This is a genomic window from Streptomyces sp. NPDC031426 (assembly GCF_055581585.1).
Window position 1 is genome coordinate 429641 of the sequence record NZ_JBVIJE010000003.1, and the last position, 16505, is coordinate 446145.

Below are 16505 nucleotides of genomic sequence, written 5' to 3' on the forward strand. Positions count from 1 at the left end.
CCCGGATCAGCGGCCCAGTGCGCGCCGGGGCAGGGGAGAGGAGTACACGACACTGGTGGTCACCGAGCCCAGCGCGCCGATCTTCCCGGAGATCTCCTCCAGATGGGACATGGACCGGGCGGCGACCTTGATGACGAAACAGTCGTCGCCCGTCACGTGGTGCGCCTCCAGGATCTCGGGCGTCGCGGCCACCATGTCGTGGAACGGCTTGTAGTTGCCGTTCGGGTAGCGCAGCCTTACGAACGCCAGGATCGGCAGCCCGAGCCGCTCGGGGTCCACGACCGCGGCGTACCCCTGGATCACGCCCGCTTCCTCCAGCCGGCGGACCCGTTCGGTGACGGCGCTCGGCGACATGGAGACGGCCCGCGCCAGCTCGGCGTAGCTGGCCCGGCCCTCGCGCTGGAGGACCTCTAGGATGCGCCAGTCGGTGGCGTCCGGGGAATACACGGTCATCCCGGATGGATAGCAGGGAAATCCCGGCCCGGACAAGGGGAATGCCGTGGATACCTGCTTCAGGGCCGGGGGCGTGAGCCGTAGATTTACAGTCATGATCACGAAGACCACGGAAAACCCTGTCCTGCGCGTCGCGCCCGCGGCCCCCGCCGAGGCGGCCGCCCACTTCCGGGCGAGCCTGGCCTTCCACGCCGATGTCTCCGACGTGGCCGCCGCGCTCGCGGTCGGCGGTGACCCCGGCTTCGTCGTCGTGGACTCGCGCTCGACGGAGTCCTGGGACCAGGGGCACATCCCCGGCGCCGTCCACCTGCCCACCGCGCTCATCCCCGAGCAGGCGGAGCAGCTCCTGGACAAGTCCGTGCCGGTGGTGACGTACTGCTGGGGCCCCGGCTGCAACGGCGCCACCCGCGCCGCCCTCGCCCTCGCCGAACTGGGCTACCAGGTCAAGGAGATGCTCGGCGGCTTCGAGTACTGGGCGCGCGAGGGCTTCGCCTACGAGACCTGGCAGGGGCGCGCACAGCGCGACGCCGACCCGCTGACCGCACCCGTCGAAGGCGATTGCGGCTGCTGATCGACACCCGTGTAGGTTCTCTGCCCATGGCTCGATACGCGGATCCAGGCGCGCTGGAGTGGGTGGAATCGGGCGGCGGTCCGCTGATAGCCGTCCCGGAGACGGTGCTGCCCTTCTGGGCGGGCGCCGACAGCGAGGAACTCGACACGGACTACGACCGCGCGTGCGAGGTCGACGGTTACGCCGGCCTGCTGCCCGTCGGCGACAGCGCGGCCCTGGTCTTCGGCGACGAACCCGCGGCCACCTCGTACCTCCCGGACCACGCCACCTTCGTGCGGTGGTCCGCCGCGAACTCGGAGGCGGAACTCCTCGCCGGTGTCCCCGCCGCCCTGGACACGGCGGTGTGGGGGAGCGAGGTGCACTGGCGGGTGCCCGGACCGGTGCTGCTGTTCGACTCGGCCTGGCCGGGCCCGGCGGCCGACCGCAACGAGCACCTGAGGGTGCCGCTGGAGCCGGGCACGTACGCGGTGCGCGCCGCGTATGCGCAGCCGGGGCCCGAGACCTGGGTCGGGCTGGTACAGCTCAGACGGCTCGATCACTGACCGGACCGCCGACGGCTGTCAACGCAGTTTGTCGAAGGCGATGTTCAGATGCCGGGGGCCGCGCAGCACCGCGTTCTGCCGGTACGGCGGCGGGTCCTCGACCAGACGGGGATTCTCCAGCCGCCGGGCCAGTTCGGACAGCGCGATCTGGGTTTCGAGCCGGGCCAGCGGAGCGCCGAAGCAGCTGTGGATGCCACTGCCGAAGCCGAGGTGCTGGATGTCCTCGCGGTCCGGGTCGAAGCGCTCGGGGTCCTTGAACCGCTCGGGGTCGCGGTTGCCGGCGGCCAGTACCAGCCAGATCCGCGAACCCTTGGGGACGGTGACCCCGCGCACCTGGATGTCGGTGATGCTGGTGCGCTGCGGCACGATCTGCACGGGTGGCTCGTAACGCAGCAACTCCTCCACGATGCGCACCGAAAGGCCCGGGTCCCGGCGCAGGCGCTGCAGGACGTCCGGGTGGCGCAGCAAGGTGAGCATGCCGTTCGTGATCAGGTTGACCGTCGTCTCGTGACCGGCGATCAGCAGCAGCACCGCGGTGCTCAGCACCTCCATCATCGTCATGGCACCGTCCGGGCCCTTGCTGTCGACCAGGTCGGACAGCAGGTCGTCCCGGGGTTCCTTGGTGCGCTGCTCGACCAGCCCGGCCAGGTACATCCCGAGCTGCATCCGTGCTTCCTGCGCCTTCTCCACGAACTCGGGATCGGGATGCTCGCGCGCCTCCGGGTCCAGGCTGGCCACCAGCGGGTCCACCCAGGCGCGGAACCGGGGCTCGTCCTCCCGGGGCACTCCGAGCAGCCGGCAGATCACGGTCACCGGGAAGGGATACGCGAACTGGTCGACCAGGTCGATCTGCCGTGCGTCCCCGAAGCCGTCGATCAGCTGGGTGACGATGGCCGCCATGTCACCGCGCATGTCGTCGACCCGGCGCGGCCGGTGCGGCGGCCCGAAGGCGCTGTTGGCGATGCGCCGGAGCCGGTCGTGCTCCGGCGGGTCGAGCCGCAGGAAGGACGGCGGCAGTCCCCCCGTCTCCTCCGACTGGGCCAGTGGGTCCTCTCCGGCGGCGGCGAGGTTGGCGGAGTCGGAGCTGACCCGGGGATCGTGCAGCAGGGCCTCGATGTCGTAGTACGAGCTGAAGACGTACGGGCCGCCCTCCTCCTCGTGCAGGACCGGGGTCTTGCGCAGCTCCTCGTACAGCGGGTACGGGTTGGCGCGGCTGGCGAAGTCGGTGATCCGACGGAACAACGGGGCCTGCGTCATGACACGTCCTTGGAGCGTCGGGCCGGGCGGCGGTCAGTGCCGGGCGGGATGGAAGACCAGCTGCTGGTCGGCCGGCGAGTAGCCGGTGAGGGTCACGGTGGGGCCGTGGGTCGGCAGGGACGGGTCGGGGAAGTCGGCCGCCACCGGCTGCCTGCCCTCGGGACGCCGGTCCATCGTCGGGTGCTCCACCGGGAACGGCGCGCCCTGCTCGATCTGCCGCGCGTAGAACTCCAGCCACCTGGTGTTGTCGAAGCTCACGGCGGCGATCATCCGGCCCTGGTAGCCGTACACGCCGACGAACCGGCGTTCGACCGGCGAACCCTGCGTGATCATGAGCTGGTCACCCATGGGCGGCACGCCGACCGACTTGATGTTCACGCCGAACATCGACGACCAGAAGGCGGGCATCCACAGGTGCGGCCGCCGGTCGGCGCCGTGGCAGATCATGTTGTGCGCGGCCGTCTCCGCCTGCGCGACGGCGTTGCCCCAGTGCTCCAGTGAGAGGAACTGGTAGCCGAACAGCGCGTGCGGGGAGCGCGCGACGTCACCCGCCACGAAGACGTCGTCGGTGACGATGCCCCGGAAGTCGAAGGCGCGGCAGCCCGCGTCGCAGGCGATGCCCCGGGGGCCGGCGCCCAGCCCCGACCCGGTCAGCCAGTCGGTGTTGCGCAGCGAGCCCAGCGAGACCACGACCACGTCCGCCTCGACGACGCTCTCGTCGGACAGATGGACCGCCCGCACCCGGCCGGCCGAGTCACCCTCCAGCGAGGTCACCGTGACATGTGTGCGCAGGTCCACCCCGTTGTCGGTCTGCAGGTCGGCGGCGACGGCGCCGATCACCCCGCCGAGCGCGCCCACCAGCGGTGCTGCGGCGCGTTCCGCCACGGTCACGGGCAGCCCCATCTCCCGGCAGGCCGACGCCACCTCCGAACCGGCGAAGCCCGCGCCGATGACGAACACCCGGCGCGGCCCTGCCTTGAGCCGCTGGTACAGATCGGCCGCGTCGTCCCGGGTCCGCAGCAGGCAGACGCCGTCCAGCCGGGCCTCGTCCTCATTCGGCCAGGGCCGGGCGCGGACGCCGGTCGCGATGAGCAGCCGGTCGTACTCCACCTCGTCGCCGTCGGCCAGCCGGACCCGTTTGGCCGTCAGATCCAGTCCGGTCGCCGGGACACCGAGCCGCCACTTGGCGTCGATCTCCCGGCGGTGCGGCAGCTCGGTGCGGTGCGGGGAGGCCATCCCCAGCAGGACGGACTTGGACAGCGGCGGCCGGTCGTACGGCTCGTACGGTTCGTCGCCGATCAGGGTCAGCTCGCCGGCGAAGCCCTCGGCACGCAGGGTCTCGGCGGCCCGCAGCCCCGCGAGCGAGGCGCCGACGATCACGATCCGGCCTTCGCGTCTGAGCCACTCGATGTGATCAGCGGCCATCGGACGCCTCCCGGGAGTCTCCCGTGTCGTCCAGACCGTCCGCGGTGATCGCCTGCACCGGGCAGGCGGCGACGGCGCGGGCCAGCCGTTCCCGCTGCTCCTCGGGGGCATGCGGGTTGTAGATCAGTGACTCCTCGCCGTGCATCGCGAAGACATCGGGAGCGAGGAACGCGCACTGGGCGTACCCCTGGCATTTGTTGAGATCGACGACGAGCCGCATCGACGCTCCGCCTTTCCGGTGGCCAGGTCCGGTCCGCGCCGGCCGTGTCGCGCGGCATTCCCGGACGGCGGTCATGTCCCGTTTGTCAGCATGGGTCCACTGCGGCGAGATCGCCCGTCGGGGAACCCGTCCGGGTCGGCGCCACGCCGGGCGCGCCGGACCGGTCCGTCATGCCCGAGGCGCGGCAGGTGAGCGCGAGCCGGCGCTCGCCAGGAGGATGTGACCGCTGAGCACCAGCGACCAGGCCGGGAAGACCAGCTCCGACCAGGGCACGTTGTCCGACACGAAGAGCAGTGTCAGGGCGGTGAGGCCGCCCAGGACGGTGATCGGGCGGGGCAGGACACCGAGACGGTGGCCGATAACCGACACGACGGACACGAAGACGGCCGCCATCCGCATCGCGTACCCCACCAGCATCGTGTACGCGAAGTGGCGGCCGAAGTCCCAGGACGCGGGCGCGGGTGCCGTGCCGGCCGGGTGCGCGACGGAGAGGACGGCACCGGCCGCCGCGGCGGCGCCGAACATCGTGGCCGTGAAGACCAGGCCGCTGCCCAGGAACACGGTGGCCAGAAACCTGTCCTCGGCCGCACCGACATGCGCCCGAATGGAGCCCATGAACCACAGGAAGAAGATGCCTGCGAACGGCACGAGCGCGAGGGCCCTCTCAAGTGCGCCGCGCCGCGCGGAGTTCGTGAACCCCTGGGCGGTGATCGCGGCAGCGCCCTGGGGCATCCCCAGCCGGACCAGGACGATCGCCGCCGTCAGCAGCAGCGCGAACCCGACTCCGGCCAGCCCGGCGGCCCGCGGCGTCTCCAGCGCCGACCTCTTCCGCTGCATGCCGGCCCGCCTCCTCCGCATCGACTCCGGCACCAGCAAGCCCCCACCCGCCGCCCCACGCCACCGGGCACGGCCGGACGGCGGAGCGATGGGGTGTGTGGGGGTGGGGTGGGCGCGGAGCTGGGGCCATATTCACTCGCGGCGCGATCCCGCTCCCCCTAAGGTGATCCGCCATGTCGGCAAACACTCCCCCCGCCCCGGAAGAGCTGCGCCGCGACCCGTTGCCCCTGCGTGGCCGTACCGCTCTCGTCACCGGGGCGAGCCGGCGGACCGGGATCGGGCATGCTGTGGCGCGGCGGTTGGCGGCGTACGGGGCGAGTGTGTATCTGCATCACCATGTGCCGCACGACGCCGCCATGCCGTGGGGCGCCGACAGTCCCGAGGCTGTCGTCGGCTCCGTGCGTGAGGCGCTCGGTGATCCCGGGGCCCGCGTCGCCGCAGGACCCGGTGACCTCGCCGACCCGGCCGAGCCGGCGCGGCTGATCGACACGGTCGTCGGTGAGTTCGGCCGGCTGGACATCCTCGTCGCCAACCACGCCCTCAGCGGCTCGGACGGCACCCTGGACGAGATCGACGCCGCGATGCTGGACGCGCACTGGGCGGTCGACACCCGCTCGGTCCTGCTGCTCGTCCAGGCCTACGCCCGCTCGCGCGCACGGCTGACCGACGGTGCTCCCGGCGGGCGGGTGGTGTTGATGACCTCCGGACAGGACCTCGGCGGTGGCATGCCCGGCGAGATCGCCTACGCCCTGCAGAAGGGCGCCCTCGCCTCGATCACCCGCTCACTGGCCGGCACGCTGGTCGAGCACGGCATCACGGTGAACGCCGTCAATCCCGGCCCGGTGGACACCGGTTACGCCACCGGCGAGGCCCACGCCGCCGTCGCCGCCCGTTTTCCCGGCGGACGCTGGGGGCTCCCCGACGACCCGGCCCGCCTCATCGCGTGGCTGGCCACGGACGAGGCCGGCTGGATCACCGGGGAGGTCATCAACTCGGAAGGCGGCTTCCGGCGCTGACGCTCCCGGGCGTCAGAGCCGGGCCAGCTCGTCCACCAGGTCGTCCAGGCCCAGCGAACCCTGCGACAGGGCCGCCATGTGCCAGGCCTTCAGGTCGAACGCGTCGCCGTGCCGCTCGCGCGCCTTCTCCCGGCCCAGCAGCCACGCCCGCTCACCGAGCTTGTAGCCGATCGCCTGGCCCGGAATCGTCAGATACCGGGTCAGCTCGCTCTCCACGAAGTCCGCCGGTCGGCTGCTGTGGGCACCGAAGAACTCCTGCGCCAGCTCCGGCGTCCACCGCTCACCGGGGTGGAACGGCGAGTCGGCGGGGATCTCCAGCTCCAGGTGCATGCCGATGTCCACGATCACCCGGGCCGCCCGCATCATCTGCGCGTCCAGATAGCCGAGCCGCTGCTCGGGATCCGTGAGGTAGCCCAGCTCGTCCATCAGCCGCTCCGCGTACAGCGCCCAGCCCTCGGCGTTGGCGCTCACCCCGCCGACCGTCGCCTGGTAGCGGGAGAGGTTCTCCGCCACGTGCACCCACTGCGCGAGCTGGAGGTGATGCCCGGGCACGCCCTCGTGGTACCAGGTGGAGACCAGATCGTAGACCGGGAAGCGGGTCTGCCCCATGGTGGGCAGCCAGGTGCGCCCAGGGCGGGAGAAGTCCTCCGACGGAGGCGTGTAATAGGGGGCCGCGGCGCCGCCGGGCGGGGCGATGCGCGACTCCACCTTCCGCACCCGCTCGGCGAGTTCGAAGTGCGTGCCGTCCAGGTCCTGGATGGCCTTGTCCATCAGGCCCTGCAGCCACTCCCGCACCTCCTCCACGCCCTCGATGTGCCGGCCGTGCTCGTCGAGGTGGGCGAGCGCCACCCAGGGGGTCTCGGCGCCGGGCAGGATCTTCTCCGCCTCCTGCCTCATCTCGCCGAGGATGCGGTGGAACTCCGACCAGCCGTACGCGTACGCCTCGTCCAGGTCGAGATCGGTGCCGTTGAAGTAGCGGGACCAGCGCGCGTACCGCTCGCGGCCCACCGTGTTCGGGGCGCCCTCGATCGCGGCCGCGTACACGTCCCGCAGCCAGTCCCGCAGCTCCACCAGGGCGCCGGTCGCCGCGCGGGCCGCCTCGTCCAGCTCCGCGCGCAGCGCCTGGGGCCCGGCGGCGGTGAAGTCCTCGTACCAGCCACGGCCCTTGCCGTCCGTGTCCGTCCACTCGGTGAGCTGCTCGATGTACGTCGCCGTCGGCCGCGGCGCCGCGAACAGCTTGCGGTCCAGGCCGAGTTGCAGCGACTCACGGTAGCCCGCGAGCGCTCCCGGCACCGCGCGCAGCCGCTCGGCGATCGCCGCCCAGTCCTCGTCCGTCTGCGACGGCGTGACCGTGAAGATGTCCCGCACCGAGTGGCCCGGCGTGGCCATGTTGCCGACCGCGCGCAGGTGCTCGTCGGCCTCGTGCACGGCGAGTTCGGCGGTCAGCCGCTCCCGCAGCAGCCGCCCGCAGCGCCGCTCCGCGTCGCTGTCCGCCCCCGGCTGCCGCTCCGCCTCGTCCAGCTTCGCGAGCGTGGTCCGCGCCAGCTCCGCGAGGGCCGACTGGCCCGCGGGCGAGTAGTCGGGCAGCCGGCTCGAACTCTCCTTCACACCGAGGTAGGTACCGGTGACCGGGTCGAGGGCGATGAGGTCGTCCACGTACGCGTCTGCCACCTGACGGGGCAGCGGGCTCTTGGTCTCAGACATGGGCCCATCCTCGTACGAGAAGGATCACCCCGTCACCCACGTATGGGGGGATTCAGCTCTGGGCGTGGCCGGGCGGCAGCAGCGGCCCGCAGTCCCACTGCTGGAAGATCAGCCGGGTCTCCACCCGCGCCACCTCGCGCCGCGCGGTGAACTCGTCGAGCACCAGGCGCTGCAGGTCGGCCATGTCCGCGACGGCCACATGCACCAGATAGTCGTCCGGCCCGGTCAGATGGAACACGGTCAAGGTCTCCGGCAGAGCCCGGATCCGCTCCACGAACGGCCCGACCAGCTCCCGCCGGTGCGGCCGTACCTGTACCGACAGCAGGGCCTGGAGCCCGCGCCCCAGCTTGGCCGGATCCAGACGCAGCTGGTGGCCGAGGATCACGCCCGAGCGGCGCAGCCGGGTCACCCGGTCCAGACACGTCGACGGCGCCACGCCCACCTGCGCGGCGAGATCGCGGTAGGTGGTCCGGGCGTCGTTCTGCAGCAGCCGCAGCAGATGAAGATCCACCGGATCCAGTACGACAGATTCGGCCATGGGCCGAACGTAGCACGGTGTTCGAATCCCGTGAACCGTTCACTGTTCACCCTTCCGCGCATGGACACAGCGAGCACAGGTGCCTACGACGGCGTACGCACCGCATCGAGAGCCCTGGACACGGAGGCCGTGCACGCCGGCCGCGACGATCTCGCCCGCCAGGGCCTGCACGCCCCGCCGATCGATCTGTCGACCACCTACCCCTCGTACGACAGCCGCGGTGAGGCCGCCCGCATCGACGCCTTCGCCACCGACGGCGCCGACCCGGTCGGGCCGCCCGTCTACGGCCGTCTCGGCAACCCGACCGTCGGTCGCTTCGAGACCGCCCTGGCCCGCCTGGAGGGCACCGAGTCCGCGGTCGCCTTCGCCAGCGGGATGGCGGCGCTGAGCGCGGTCCTGCTGGCCCGTTCGGCGATGGGCCTCCGCCATGTGGTGGCGGTACGACCCCTGTACGGCTGCAGCGACCATCTGCTGACCGCCGGGCTGCTCGGCACCGAGGTCACCTGGACCGACCCGGCCGGCATCGCCGACGCGGTGCGCCCGGACACCGGCCTGGTGATGGTGGAGTCCCCGGCCAACCCGACCCTCGCCGAGGTCGATCTGCGGGCCGTCGCGCACGCCTGTGGGTCGGTTCCGCTGCTCGCCGACAACACCTTCGCCACGCCTGTGCTGCAACGCCCGGCCGAGCACGGCGCCCGCCTGGTGCTGCACAGCGCCACCAAGTACCTCGGCGGCCACGGCGATGTGCTGGCCGGAGTGGTCGCCTGCGACGAGGAGTTCGCGGGCCGGCTACGGCAGATACGGTTCGCCACCGGTGGGGTCCTGCATCCGCTGGCGGGCTACCTGCTGCTGAGGGGACTGTCCACGCTCCCCGTGCGGGTGCGGGCCGCCTCCGCGACCGCCGCCGAACTGGCCGGCCGGCTCGCCGCCGACCCGCGCGTGGCCCGCGTCCACTATCCGCGCATCGGCGGCGCGATGATCGCCTTCGAGGTGCACGGCGATCCGCACGAGGTCGTCTCCCGGGTCCGGCTCGTCACCCCGGCGGTGAGCCTGGGCAGCGTCGACACGCTCATCCAGCATCCCGCGTCCATCAGCCACCGCATCGTCGACGCCGACGACCGGCGGGGGGCGGGGGTGAGCGACCGGCTGCTGCGGTTGTCGGTGGGTCTGGAGGACGTGGACGATCTGTGGGCGGACCTGGACCAGGCGCTGGGCGAGCCCGCCGCCCGGACGCCGGTACCACTGCGGGAGGCGGTGCGCTGAGGGATGGCGGCCGGTGCCGGGCGCGGGTGAGTCGGGCACTGCCGCACACCACGGTCGTGGCTGGTCGCCGTCGCGGCGGATCCATGGCCCGGTCGCCCATATAGCGCGCCCGGGGCCCGACCGCCGACACTCGCCCCGGCGGGAGGCCCCGACCCCGGCCGCAGATCCCGGGCCCGGGCCGCAGATCCTGGCCCGCCTACCGGCCCCGGCCCTGCCGCCAGCTGTGGGCCGGGGCGCGTAAAGAGGTGTCGCGGGGTGTGCCGTGTGTCAGTCTCGGTGGGCCGGGGTGCCGAGGTGGTGGAGGCCGGTGTCGTACGGCCGCCGGGCGGGGGTCGGGGCGGCGTCCAGGCGGGCGGTGATGACGAGCGTGCCCTCCTCGATCTGGTAGTCCAGGGGCAGGCCGAGGCCGCGCATCGCGGCGACCATGCCGGTGTTGGACGCCTGCGTCACGGCGTACACGCTCTCGCAGCCGGCCTCCACGGCCATCGCCACGAGCCGGCCGAGCAGTTCACCGCCGATGCCGCGCTGCTGCCAGTCGTCCTCGATCAGCAGCGCGATCTCCGTCTCGTCGCCGTCCCACAGCAGGTGCCCGAGGCCGACGATGCGGCCGGAGGTGGTCAGCGCGGCAAGCGTCCGGCCGAAACGGGGGCTGAGCAGATGGTTCAGATAGCGGCCCGCGTCGCCGACCGGGCCGTGGTAGCGCATGCCGAGGGTGCGCGGCGAGCACCGCTCGTGCATCGCCTTCGCCGCGGTCAGGTCCCCGGTGTCCACCCGGCGGACGGTGATGTCGTTGCCCTCGGGCAGGGTCAGCACGTCCTTGCCGCGCGGGATCCGCGGACCGAGCCGGTTGTCGAGATCCACCAGCGCCCGGGCCCGGGCGAACTCGGTGGGGGTGAACGGCAGATACGGCCGCTCCACGGTGAGCACCCCGCCCTCCGGCGCCGGCAGCCGCATCACGGTGTCCTCCAGCACACCCTCGACCGGCACCGGCTCGGGTCCGCGGCCCCCGCCGGCCGGAGCCCCGGGCAGCGAACGGATCGTGCACCGGCCCAGCAACTGGCGCAGCGCCAGTGGCAGTTCGGCGGCGTCCAGCGCGGTGCGCGCGGCCAGCCCGAGCACCCGGGTGGGGGCGTCGACCAGGTCGTGGGCGTCGGCCCGCTCGATCCACGTCGACTTCCCGCCGGCCTGCGAGACCGCCCGGGTGATCTCGGCCGCCTCCAGCGTGCGCGGCGCCCGGAGCAGGAACTCGTCCACCGTGCCGTCGGCGAGGGGGTGCGTCTGGAGGCTCAGGATGTCCACACGTCGCTCGGCCAGTGCCGTGCACAGTGCCGCCAGCGAGCCCGGTTCGTCCTTCACGGTGGTCCGCATTCGCCACAGCGCACCGGAGTCGGCCACGTCGTCCGTGTCATCGTCGTCACCCGGCTGCCCGGAGGATCCGGAGGGCCCGGCCGGCCGCGTCTCGGCGGCCGGCCGGGCGCCGGTATCACGGGTCGGCGGTGCGTGTCCGTGGCGCCGTGCCCACCATGTGTGGAAGCCGGCCGTCGCGGCCAGCACAAGCGCCGAGATCACCAGCAGGGCCGGGCCGTCGGGGCCGTGCCCGACCAGGTTCGCCACCCCGTCGGCGACGGCCACGGCCGTGAACAGCGCGGCGAGCTCGACGACGTCCCGCCGCCAGTGGTGTACGGGGCGTCCGTGCTTCGCCCGGGTCACATCAGACATCTCTGGAGTCATGCAGCCACTGTGAAGGAAGGGTGTTGCGTGATCACGAACTGCTTGTGACCGATGGGTAAAGCATGCTCCGCCCGTTTTGTAGCATTTTCTAGAGTCTGCTGGCTCCTAGCCGCTCGGCCCCAGATCGTGGCGTTGTCGTCATCCAGTGCTCGCGTCATACGAAAACCGTAGAGGCGACCACTGACAATCGGCCTGACCTGCGAAGAGGGCCGCATGACAGAGGACTTGACCGTGCCGCGCCCCGTGGGATGACGTCGGCGCGCGGCACGGATGAAGGGTACGGGACCGGCGGGCCCGCCTGCGCCTACTGGCCGACCCGGCCCGGCTGGAGCGTCTGGGTGAACAGCACGGTGCCGTCGTACTCGCGCAGCCGTACCGTCAGGTCGCCGCTGTCGCCGTCGATGTCCACCTCGCCGAAGAACTGGTAGCCCTGAGCCGGCGAGACGTTGGAGGCGGTGGGCGCCTTGACGAACACCCGGTCCGGGCCGAACGTGCCGTCCAGCGCGTTGGCAGGGAACGCACCGGCGTTGAGCGGGCCGGAGACGAACTCCCAGAACGGCTCGAAGTCCTTGAACGCGGCCCGCGAGGGGTCGTAGTGCTGGGCGGAGGTGTGGTGCACGTCGGCCGTCAGCCATACCGTGCCGGTGATCCGCCGGTGCTTGATGAACCGAAGCAGCTCGGCGATCTGCAGCTCACGGCCGAGCGGAGCGCCCGGGTCGCCCTGCGCGACGGCCTCGAAGTTCGGCTTGCCCTCGACCGGGTCGGGCACGACAAGGCCGAGCGGCATGTCGTTGGCGATCACCTTCCACACCGCACGGGACTTCGCCAGCTCCCGCTTCAGCCACTCCAACTGCTCCCGGCCGAGGATGCCCACCGGGTCCGCGGTCTGGTTGTCGGGGGAGTTCGCGTTGCGGTAGGTGCGCATGTCGAGCACGAACACGTCGAGCAGCGGGCCGTGGTGGACGACCCGGTAGATCCGGCCGTCGGGGCGCTCGCTGATGGTCGAGATCGGGAAGTACTCGGAGAACGCCTGCCGGGAGCGCAGCGCCAGATCGTCGAGCCTGGTGCCGGCCGGGTAGGGGGTGCCGGAGCCGATGACCTCGCCCGGGTACCAGTTGTTGCGGACCTCGTGGTCGTCCCACTGGATGATGTTGGGCACCTGGGCGTTGAACCGGCGCAGTGCCGAGTCCATCAGGTTGTAGCGGAAATTGCCCCGGTAGTCGGCCAGGGTGGTCGCGACGTGCGACTTCTCCTCGGTCGTGACGTTCCGGTAGACGCTGCCGTCGGGCAGGGTCGCGGTCGCCGCGATCGGGCCGTCGGCGTAGATGTTGTCGCCGCTGCACAGGAAGAAGTCGGGGTCGGCCTTCGCCATCGCGTCGAAGATGCGGTAGCCGCCGATGGACTCGTTGATGCCCCAGCCCTGTCCGGCCAGGTCACCGGACCAGACGAACCGCACGCCCTGGCGGCGCCGGGCGGGCGCGGTACGGAAGGTGCCGGTGACCGGCTCGCTCGTGCGGCGCGGGTCGTCCGGGTCGGCGAGCAGCACGCGGTAGTGGATCTGCTCGCCCGAGGGCAGGCCGTGCAGCCGGGTGGTGCCGGTGAAGTCCGTGCCGGGGCCCAGCAGCGGACCCTGCAGTCTGTGCGGGTTGCGGAACGACTCGGTGGCCGAGGTCTCCACGATCATCCGGGCCGGCCGGTCCGAACGCACCCACACCAGGCCGGAGTCGGTGGTCACATCGCCCGCCTGCACACCCCAGCTCGCCTGGGGGCGCCCGGAGCGGGCGAATGCCGGGGCCGCGCCGAGGCCGACGGGCAGGGTGAGGGCCGCCGACGCGGCCAGGGAGCCGCGCAGAACACTGCGGCGGCCGGGGAACGGACGGTCTGACATGGCTGCGCCTCCAGGCAAGGGATCCGGCCAGTGTGCAGAGCCACACCTACTGGGACGCTGCGGCGCGTGCGGAAACCCGGAGTGAACAACGAGACCTGGCCACTCCGTACGACCGCACCCACGCGCGCGTGACTGTGCCCGGAGCCGGAGCCGACGGTCGCCGGGCCCGTCAGGCGGGGGCACGTTCCGGTCGGCCCGGTGCCCGTACCCGCACACGGTTCGCCTGCGCAGGCCGGGCCCGGCCCATTCGGAACCCTTCGACGCCGGCGGCCATGGACGGTCCCGCAGTGCGGCTGCCCCACCGACGGCCGGTACCAGTCCCCTTCGGCAAGCCCGGTGCCGCCCGCCGCCAGGGAGTCGCCGCCGGCCGTCCGTTCAGCGGCTGCCGTCCAGAATCACCCGGGCGACCAGCGCCGGGTCGTCGTTCATCGGGCAGTGGCCGCAGCCGGGCAGCCGTATCAGCCGGGCGTGCGGGATCAACTGCTTGGCGCGCACGCCCTGGCGGCGGACGAGGAGCCGGTCCCGGGCGCCCCAGGCCACCGTGACCGGCAGACCGGGCAGGGCGTCGGTGAACCGGACGGTGGTGCCCGCTCGCAGCGTCGCGTCGAACCCCGAGGCCCCCACCAGCGCGAGCGTCTCGGCGACCACGGCCTCGGGGGCGCGGCGCGCGGGCCGCGCGTAGATGGTGCTCGTCAGCGCGGTACGGCCGGCCGCCGTGCGCGACAGCCGCTCCACCAGCGGCAGCGGGAGCCGCTGGGCTATGCCCCGCATGGCGAGCAGCACCGAGAAGGCGTACCGGCGCTCGGCCTCCGTCCAGAATCCTGCCGGTGAGAGGGCGGTGACGGACCGTACGAGCTTGTCCCGGCCGAGCTCCAGGGCGAGCAGGCCGCCCAGCGAGTTGCCGGCGATGTGCGGCCGGTCCAGCTCCAGCGCCTCGAACAGGGCGCCGAGCACCGAGTTGGTGGTGGGCAGGTCGTAGGTGAGGCCGTCCGGCAGGGCCGGGGACGCGCCGAAACCCGGCAGATCGACGGCGATCACGTCGCGCTCGGTCGCGAGGATGTCCACGACCGGGTCCCAGGCCTGCCGGTGATGCCCGATGCCGTGCAGCAGGACCAGCGGTTCGCCGCGTCCCACGCGCGCGTAGGACACGGTCACGTCCTTCGGGCCGTGCTCGGTGGGGACCTGGAAGGAGGCGGTGGCGGACATGGGGGTGCTCCTCGTCTGGGTGCTGCGGACGCCGTAGACAGCTTGTCAGCAATTGCTACCGGCCGGTAGCCCCCGGTGGGTGTACGTCCGCGCTCCGGCGGAGGTCAACTCGCCCGGCGCACCTCGATGTTGAAGTCGGCGGTCCCCAACTGCCGCATCATGGTGAGCCACAGCGGCAGATACATCTCCGTCGCCCGCGCCGCCTGGATCCCGCCCAGGTCCAGCACCCGCTCGGCCGGCCAGCCGAACTCTCCGAGCAGCGCCGTCACCTGCTCCTTGGCCCCGGCGTCCTCACCGCACACGAACAGATTGTGCGCGCCCGGCACCCGGCCCGGATCCACCATCACCTGGCAGTTCACCGTGTTCAGCGCCTTCACCACGCGCGCGTGTGGAAAGGCCCGCTGGATCTGTTCGCCCACGCTGTCGGACTCCACCGGGTCCAGCCGCGGCTGGCCGTCCTCGAAGGCCAGCGGATTGGAGACGTCCACCACGACCTTGCCGTCGAGGTGCTCCGCGCCGGCCGCGCGCAGGGCGTCGAGCGCCACCCGGCCGCCCACCGCGTTGATGACCACCTCGGCGCCGCCGGCCGCCTCCGCGAATGTGCCGGCGCGAGCCCGCTCGGCGCAGGCCGTGGCCCACGCCAGCGCCACCGGGTTGTCCTTCACGCGCGATCCCAGGGTCACCTCGTGCCCCAGCTCCAGCAGTCTGCCGCCCAGTGTGCGGCCCACCTCGCCCGTGCCCAGCACCGCATACCGCATCGGCCACCTCCCGTTGTCGGCCGCCGACTTCCGGCGACCCGTGATAATTGTGATCCCGCACCGGCGCCGGACGGTTCGATTCCGGGTGGACAGCCCCGGCGCGTGTCGGATGGGATGGAGCGGTGACCACACGGACCGCGACCGATGTCTTCGAAGAGCACCGCCCGTTGCTCGTGGGCGTCGCCTATCGCATGCTCGGCCGTGTGGCCGACGCCGAGGACGTGGTCCAGGACGCCTGGCTGCGCTGGTCCCGCGCCGACCGCGCGGAGGTCCGCGAACCGCGCGCCTACCTGGTGCGCATCACCACCCGACTGGCCATCGACCGGCTGCGCCAGGTGCAGACGCGCGGCGAGGCGTACGTCGGGCCGTGGCTGCCGGAGCCGTATCTCACCGAGTTCGGCGACGCCGCCCCGGACGCGGCGGAGCACGCCGTGCTCGCCGACAGCGTCTCCCTCGCCCTGCTGGTCGTCCTGGAGTCGCTGTCGCCCCTGGAGCGGGCCGTCTTCGTGCTCAGGGAGGCGTTCGGCTACCCGTACGCCGAGATCGCCGCCCTGCTCGACCGCGGCGAGCCGGCGGTACGGCAACTGGCCGGGCGGGCGCGCCGGCACGTCGACGAGCGGCGGCCGCGCTACGACGTCGACCCCGCGCAGCGACGCGAGCTGACCGAACGTTTCCTCGCCGCCGCGGCCGGCGGCGACCTCGACGCGCTCATGTCCCTGCTCGCCCCGGACGTCCGCCTGGTCGGCGACAGCGGCGGCAAGGCCAAGGCGCCCCTGCGGATCCTGCACACCGCCGACAAGGTCGGCCGGTTCCTCGTCGCCGTCGCGCAGCAGTCCGCGGCGGCCCTGTCCTACCGCTTCCTGGAGGCCAACGGCGGCCCGGCGCTGCTGGTCGTGTCCGCCGGAGAGCCGGAGAGCCTGGTCCAGGTGGACGTCGTCGACGGCCGCGTCACGACCGTGTACATCGTCCGCAACCCGGACAAGCTACGGCACCTCGCCGACGGCTGAGCCGTACTCCGCCGCACCACACGCGCCACGCCGGCCCCCGTCCTGTGACGGGGGCTTTGCCGCGATGTCACACAGACCGCGGCCCACGA

16 protein-coding genes are annotated in these 16505 nt (G+C 72.4%); 5 read left to right on the plus strand and 11 right to left on the minus strand.

Features of this window, described 5'->3' with window-relative positions:
- Nucleotides 1–6: 6 nt before the first annotated feature.
- Nucleotides 7–453, minus strand: a complete 447-nt coding sequence (locus tag ACZ5NH_RS07455; RefSeq protein ID WP_468773378.1) for an Lrp/AsnC family transcriptional regulator — start codon at nucleotides 451–453, stop codon at nucleotides 7–9.
- Between the two features lie 94 nt (nucleotides 454–547).
- Between ACZ5NH_RS07455 and ACZ5NH_RS07460 the strand changes: the two genes are divergently transcribed.
- Both ACZ5NH_RS07460 and ACZ5NH_RS07465 read left to right on the plus strand, forming a co-directional pair.
- Complete coding sequence (locus ACZ5NH_RS07460; RefSeq protein WP_468773379.1) at nucleotides 548–1024, plus strand: rhodanese-like domain-containing protein; 477 nt, start codon at nucleotides 548–550, stop codon at nucleotides 1022–1024.
- A gap of 26 nt (nucleotides 1025–1050) precedes the next feature.
- Nucleotides 1051–1566, plus strand: coding sequence for an immunity 21 family protein (locus ACZ5NH_RS07465; RefSeq protein WP_388632624.1), 516 nt, complete (start codon nucleotides 1051–1053; stop codon nucleotides 1564–1566).
- An 18-nt stretch (nucleotides 1567–1584) separates the two neighbouring features.
- Here ACZ5NH_RS07465 and ACZ5NH_RS07470 read toward each other — a convergent pair whose 3' ends face one another.
- The 4 genes from ACZ5NH_RS07470 to ACZ5NH_RS07485 form a co-directional block, all read right to left on the minus strand.
- Entirely contained in the window at nucleotides 1585–2823 is a 1239-nt protein-coding gene (locus ACZ5NH_RS07470) for a cytochrome P450 (protein WP_468773380.1), read from the minus strand.
- 33 nt (nucleotides 2824–2856) lie between these two features.
- Entirely contained in the window at nucleotides 2857–4248 is a 1392-nt protein-coding gene (locus tag ACZ5NH_RS07475; RefSeq protein WP_468773381.1) for an NAD(P)/FAD-dependent oxidoreductase, read from the minus strand.
- Entirely contained in the window at nucleotides 4238–4468 is a 231-nt protein-coding gene (locus tag ACZ5NH_RS07480) for a ferredoxin (protein ID WP_451557357.1), read from the minus strand. The genes ACZ5NH_RS07475 and ACZ5NH_RS07480 overlap by 11 nt, the downstream gene beginning before the upstream one ends.
- A gap of 168 nt (nucleotides 4469–4636) precedes the next feature.
- The gene (locus ACZ5NH_RS07485) at nucleotides 4637–5305 is read right to left on the minus strand and encodes a hypothetical protein (protein WP_468773382.1); all 669 of its coding nucleotides are present in this window, start codon (nucleotides 5303–5305) and stop codon (nucleotides 4637–4639) included.
- A gap of 173 nt (nucleotides 5306–5478) precedes the next feature.
- Between ACZ5NH_RS07485 and ACZ5NH_RS07490 the strand changes: the two genes are divergently transcribed.
- Nucleotides 5479–6321, plus strand: a complete 843-nt coding sequence (locus ACZ5NH_RS07490; protein ID WP_468773383.1) for an SDR family oxidoreductase — start codon at nucleotides 5479–5481, stop codon at nucleotides 6319–6321.
- A 12-nt stretch (nucleotides 6322–6333) separates the two neighbouring features.
- On the opposite strand, the gene ACZ5NH_RS07495 is transcribed toward ACZ5NH_RS07490, so the two are convergent.
- Both ACZ5NH_RS07495 and ACZ5NH_RS07500 read right to left on the minus strand, forming a co-directional pair.
- Nucleotides 6334–8025, minus strand: coding sequence for a DUF885 domain-containing protein (locus ACZ5NH_RS07495; RefSeq protein ID WP_468773384.1), 1692 nt, complete (start codon nucleotides 8023–8025; stop codon nucleotides 6334–6336).
- Nucleotides 8026–8077: 52 nt separating this feature from the next.
- Nucleotides 8078–8563: an Lrp/AsnC family transcriptional regulator gene (locus ACZ5NH_RS07500; RefSeq protein WP_351807920.1), complete on the minus strand. Its 486-nt coding sequence runs from the start codon at nucleotides 8561–8563 to the stop codon at nucleotides 8078–8080.
- A 60-nt stretch (nucleotides 8564–8623) separates the two neighbouring features.
- Here ACZ5NH_RS07500 and ACZ5NH_RS07505 point away from each other — a divergent pair, with 60 nt between their 5' ends.
- The gene (locus ACZ5NH_RS07505) at nucleotides 8624–9826 is read left to right on the plus strand and encodes a trans-sulfuration enzyme family protein (protein WP_451553086.1); all 1203 of its coding nucleotides are present in this window, start codon (nucleotides 8624–8626) and stop codon (nucleotides 9824–9826) included.
- Nucleotides 9827–10093: 267 nt separating this feature from the next.
- On the opposite strand, the gene ACZ5NH_RS07510 is transcribed toward ACZ5NH_RS07505, so the two are convergent.
- The 4 genes from ACZ5NH_RS07510 to ACZ5NH_RS07525 all read right to left on the minus strand — a co-directional run bounded on the left by ACZ5NH_RS07510 (nucleotide 10094) and on the right by ACZ5NH_RS07525 (nucleotide 15409).
- Nucleotides 10094–11557 carry a GNAT family N-acetyltransferase gene (locus ACZ5NH_RS07510; RefSeq protein WP_468773385.1) on the minus strand — a complete coding sequence of 488 codons (1464 nt, stop codon included), beginning with the start codon at nucleotides 11555–11557 and terminating at the stop codon, nucleotides 10094–10096.
- Between the two features lie 304 nt (nucleotides 11558–11861).
- A complete protein-coding gene (locus ACZ5NH_RS07515; protein WP_468773386.1) occupies nucleotides 11862–13445 on the minus strand; it encodes an alkaline phosphatase D family protein in 1584 nt (527 codons plus the stop codon).
- A gap of 375 nt (nucleotides 13446–13820) precedes the next feature.
- Nucleotides 13821–14651: an alpha/beta fold hydrolase gene (locus ACZ5NH_RS07520; RefSeq protein WP_468773387.1), complete on the minus strand. Its 831-nt coding sequence runs from the start codon at nucleotides 14649–14651 to the stop codon at nucleotides 13821–13823.
- 104 nt (nucleotides 14652–14755) lie between these two features.
- Nucleotides 14756–15409 (minus strand): NADPH-dependent F420 reductase, encoded by a 654-nt coding sequence (locus tag ACZ5NH_RS07525; protein WP_468773388.1) that lies wholly within the window; start codon nucleotides 15407–15409, stop codon nucleotides 14756–14758.
- Between the two features lie 122 nt (nucleotides 15410–15531).
- On the opposite strand from ACZ5NH_RS07525, the gene ACZ5NH_RS07530 reads away from it, so the two are divergent.
- Entirely contained in the window at nucleotides 15532–16416 is an 885-nt protein-coding gene (locus ACZ5NH_RS07530; RefSeq protein WP_468773389.1) for an RNA polymerase sigma-70 factor, read from the plus strand.
- Nucleotides 16417–16505: the final 89 nt, after the last annotated feature.